We start from the raw sequence: 4,673 nt of genomic DNA on the forward strand, positions 1-4,673 counted from the left end.
CCAATAAGTTGGAGTCATTACCGATAATTATTATTAAGATAAAAAAGAACATCTTTTATCAGAATATCTTTTTTAATATATCCCTGTTCCGAACGATAGGCATTTTTAAAGTTCTCATAATAAAGAATCGCTAATGTATACGCAAAAGCGTCCCACGTTGAAGATGTCTGGCCGCTTTTACTTTGCGGCAATATAACGCTTAACTCATTAAAAAGAGTTTTGATGACCTCTTTTCCCTGCCCTGCGGCAATCACCGGACAGGAGTGGGGTTGCAGTAACTGATTTTCCTCTGCGCCCTGAAACTGAAAACCGTACAGCGCACAGGTACAGGTCGTCGCCGGGTCATTAACGTCAGAAGCCACCGCATGTAGCCTGCCGCATTCTATTACCACAATGTCATCGGCATGGGCGACATATAATGAAGAGTCAATGGTAAACCTTGCCACTCCCTTTTTGACGTAAATTAGCTCGGTTTCATTATCATGAACGTGGTGCCCCGACTCCCATTTGGGATCATCACTAAAGGCAAAGCGTGAAAGTCGTGGCGTTTTACCGGGCACAAACAGTGTTTCGCTGGCATTATCAAAACTGTGTTGATACATGACAACCTCCCTATTCCATGAGCAAGCAAAAACAATATATGCAGGATAAAATACGGCGTGTACGGCGGTTATACAACTGCGTTTAGCGAGAGCTAAACAAGATTATTTACAGTGAATGCAAGATAGTACGTCCAGCACAGAATAATATTTCTGTATATTTCGCTTTTGTTTTCACGATCGCATTTTTTTTGCAAGATTGTTGGCAAGGAAAACAGCTTGCTCCGTCGAAAACCCCTTCCTGCTATCGCACACTATTTTCAGGCCATTTTTACCTTCCATCGGAGATGGTTCCGTATGCGACTCACAGGAGAAATCATGAAAATAATAACCTGCTTTAAGCTGGTGCCTGAAGAACAGGACATTGTGGTCACTCCCGACTACACCCTTAATTTCGATAATACCGACGCCAAAATCAGCCAGTTTGATCTCAATGCCATTGAAGCCGCCAACCTGCTCGCAGGCAATGGCGATGAGATTGTCGCGCTGACCGTCGGCGGTTCATTGTTACAAAACTCAAAAGTGCGCAAAGACGTGTTATCTCGTGGGCCACACAGCCTGTATATGGTGCAGGACGCCCAGCTTGAGCACGCGCTCCCCGTCGATACCGCAAAGGCACTGGCAGCGGCAGCAGAAAAGATCGGTTTCGATTTACTGATCTTTGGTGAAGGTTCCGGCGATCTCTATGCCCAGCAGGTCGGCCTGCTGGTGGGAGAAATGTTGCAACTCCCTGTGATCAATGCGGTGAGTGCTATTCAGCGTCAGGGGAATACGCTGGTGGTTGAACGCACTCTTGAAGATGAAGTTGAAGTGATTGAACTCTCTGTTCCTGCCGTGCTCTGCGTCACATCAGATATTAACGTGCCACGTATTCCATCGATGAAAGCCATTCTCGGCGCGGGTAAAAAACCGGTGAACCAGTGGCAGGCCAGTGATATTGGCTGGAGCCAGAGCGCGCCACTTGCCGAATTAACCGGCATTCGCGTACCGCCGCAAACCGAACGCAAACACATCATTTTCGAAAACGATTCGCCGGAAGCCATTGCCGAGCTGGCGGAACATCTGAAAAAAGCCCTGAACTAAAGCCAACGGAGATTACACAATGAGCAAATTAACCAACGTCTGGGTCTTTAGCGATAACCCTGAACGTTATGCCGAACTGTTTGGCGGTGCGCAACAATGGGGTCAACAGGTATATGCCATTGTACAAAATGCCGACCAGGCGCAGGCGGTTATGCCATATGGTCCTCTCGGCATTTATGTGCTGGAGCAAAATTCATCACTGCAACGCATTGAAAATTACGCTGAAAGCATCGCCTCCCTGCTTAAAGATAAAGCCCCCTCAATGTTACTCATATCCGCCACTAAACGCGGTAAAGCTCTGGCGGCGCGGTTGAGCGTGCAACTGAATGCAGCCCTGGTAAACGATGCTACAGAAGTTGACGTGGTTGATAACCACGTTTGTGCTGAACACCGTATGTATGGCGGACTGGCATTTGCCCAGGAAAAAATCAACAGTCCATTGGCAATAATCACCCTTGCACCCGGTGTCCAGGAACCATGCGCCCATGACGCCTCCCATCAGTGTCCGATTGAAGCTGTGCCTTACGTTGCCCCGCGTCATGAAATTCTCTGCCGCGAACGCCGTGCGAAAGCGGCAAGCAGCGTGGACCTGAGTAAAGCAAAACGCGTGGTCGGTGTCGGTCGTGGTCTGGCAGCACAGGATGATCTGAAAATGGTCCACGAACTGGCAGCGGCGCTGAATGCTGAAGTCGGCTGTTCACGTCCAATTGCTGAAGGCGAGAACTGGATGGAGCACGAACGCTACATTGGTGTTTCCGGCGTGCTGCTGAAATCCGATCTCTACCTGACGTTGGGGATTTCCGGGCAGATCCAGCATATGGTCGGCGGCAACGGCGCGAAAGTGATTGTTGCCATCAATAAAGATAAAAACGCGCCAATCTTCAACTATGCCGACTACGGTCTGGTTGGCGATATCTACAAAGTGGTCCCTGCCCTGATTAACCAGTTGGGCCACTAATCCTCTTTTCAACCACATCTCCCGCTGTTTACGCAGCGGGAAGGGAGCATAACGCATGTCGGATGATAAATTTGATGCCATTGTGGTCGGTGCGGGTGTTGCGGGTACCGTTGCTGCACTGGTCATGGCGCGAGCCGGGCTGGATGTGCTGGTAATAGAACGCGGCGACAGCGCCGGATGCAAAAATATGACCGGCGGGCGACTCTATGCCCACTCGCTTGAAGCAATCATTCCAGGCTTTGCCGCATCAGCACCGATTGAACGCGAAGTCACGCGCGAGAAAATCTCCTTCTTGACTGAAGAGCGCGCCGTAACCCTCGATTTTCACCGTGAGCAACCCGATGTTGCGCAACACGCGTCTTATACCGTATTGCGCAATCGTCTCGACCCGTGGTTGGTGGAACAAGCCGAACAGGCAGGCGCACAGTTTATTCCGGGCGTTCGCGTCGACGCGCTGGTTCGTGAAGGCAACAAGGTCACAGGCGTACAGGCCGGGGATGATATTCTCGAAGCAAATGTGGTCATTCTGGCTGATGGCGTCAACTCAATACTTGGTCGTTCTCTGGGAATGGTTCCCGCCTCCGATCCACATCATTACGCCATCGGCGTTAAAGAAGTCATTGGTCTCACGCCACAGCAAATCAACGATCGTTTTAATGTTACGGACAATGAAGGTGCTGCATGGCTGTTTGCTGGTTCGCCTTCTGACGGCCTGATGGGCGGTGGATTTCTCTATACCAATCGCGACTCCGTGTCGTTGGGTCTGGTTTGTGGATTGGGCGATATCGCTCATGCGCAAAAAAGCGTACCGCAGATGCTGGAAGATTTTAAACAGCATCCCACCATTCGCCCGCTGATCAGTGGCGGGAAATTGCTCGAGTACTCCGCACATATGGTGCCGGAAGGTGGTCTGGCGATGGTGCCGCAACTGATTAACGATGGCGTAATGATCGTCGGTGACGCAGCCGGTTTCTGCCTTAACCTGGGCTTTACGGTTCGTGGAATGGATTTAGCCATCGCTTCGGCACAGGCCGCCGCCACAACGGCTATTGCCGCCAAAGAGCGTGCTGATTTCTCTGCCAACAGTCTGGCGCAATACAAACGCGAACTGGAACAAAGTTGCGTCATCCGCGATATGCAGCATTTTCGCAAGATCCCGGCGCTGATGGAAAACCCACGCCTGTTTAGCCAATACCCACGCATGGTCGCCGACATCATGAACGATATGTTCACCATTGACGGTAGGCCAAATCAGCCAGTACGCAAAATGATACTCGGACACGCGAAGAAAATCGGCCTGATCAACCTGCTGAAAGATGGCATTAAGGGAGCAACCGCGCTATGAGTCAGAACGCTACAGTAAACGTTGACGTTAAATTAGGCGTTAACAAATTCCATGTTGATGAGGGGAATCCGCACATCATCCTGGCAGCAAATCCTGATATCAATGAATTTCGTAAATTAATGAAAGCCTGCCCTGCGGGACTTTATAAACAGGATGAAGCCGGAAATATCCATTTTGATTCCGCTGGCTGTCTGGAATGCGGCACCTGCAGGGTGCTGTGCGGCAACACCATTCTCGAACAGTGGCAATACCCCGCAGGTACCTTCGGTATTGATTTCCGTTACGGCTAATTACGCCTCCCACAGGCCCGGACATCGGGCCTGACGTTCAGTTTCGGGAATGACAAATGAAAGTGACATTAACATTTAACGCGCAACGTCGTGCAGCATATCGTCAGCAAGGATTATGGGGCGATGCTTCGTTGGCGGATTACTGGCACCAGACCGTACGGGCAATGCCGGACAAAATAGCTGTGGTCGATAATCATGGTGCATCGTACACCTATAGCTCGCTCGATCATGCCGCGAGCTGTCTGGCAAGCTGGATGCTGGAGAACGGTATTGAATCCGGCGATTGCGTCGCTTTTCAACTGCCCGGCTGGTGTGAATTTACCGTTATCTATCTCGCCTGCCTGAAAACCGGTGCGGTCTCCGTGCCGCTATTGCCTTCCTGGCGAGAAGCGGAACTG

General features: G+C 50.7%; 5 protein-coding genes and 1 pseudogene. 5 read left to right on the plus strand and 1 reads right to left on the minus strand.

Going from position 1 to position 4,673, the window contains the following annotated elements; translation table 11 throughout:
* Window positions 1-20: 20 nt before the first annotated feature.
* A pseudogene (locus EA14781_RS21750) lies at window positions 21-602 on the minus strand (cupin domain-containing protein); the annotation flags it as partial.
* Between the two features lie 315 nt (window positions 603-917).
* On the opposite strand from EA14781_RS21750, the gene EA14781_RS21760 reads away from it, so the two are divergent.
* From EA14781_RS21760 to EA14781_RS21780, 5 genes are all read left to right on the plus strand, one after another.
* Entirely contained in the window at window positions 918-1,682 is a 765-nt protein-coding gene (locus EA14781_RS21760) for an electron transfer flavoprotein (protein ID WP_000692109.1), read from the plus strand.
* Window positions 1,683-1,701: 19 nt separating this feature from the next.
* Complete coding sequence (locus EA14781_RS21765; protein ID WP_000041109.1) at window positions 1,702-2,640, plus strand: electron transfer flavoprotein subunit alpha; 939 nt, start codon at window positions 1,702-1,704, stop codon at window positions 2,638-2,640.
* A 55-nt stretch (window positions 2,641-2,695) separates the two neighbouring features.
* A complete protein-coding gene (locus EA14781_RS21770; RefSeq protein WP_001278546.1) occupies window positions 2,696-3,985 on the plus strand; it encodes an FAD-dependent oxidoreductase in 1,290 nt (429 codons plus the stop codon).
* On the plus strand, window positions 3,982-4,275 hold the full coding sequence (locus EA14781_RS21775) for a ferredoxin family protein (RefSeq protein ID WP_000081087.1): 294 nt from the start codon (window positions 3,982-3,984) through the stop codon (window positions 4,273-4,275). Before EA14781_RS21770 ends, EA14781_RS21775 begins: the two co-directional genes overlap by 4 nt.
* 56 nt (window positions 4,276-4,331) lie before the next feature.
* The coding region (locus tag EA14781_RS21780; RefSeq protein ID WP_042336269.1) for an AMP-binding protein at window positions 4,332-4,673 on the plus strand (342 nt) is incomplete at its 3' end.

This window comes from Escherichia albertii NBRC 107761 = DSM 17582, from assembly GCF_000759775.1.
GTDB classification, from domain to species: domain Bacteria; phylum Pseudomonadota; class Gammaproteobacteria; order Enterobacterales; family Enterobacteriaceae; genus Escherichia; species Escherichia albertii.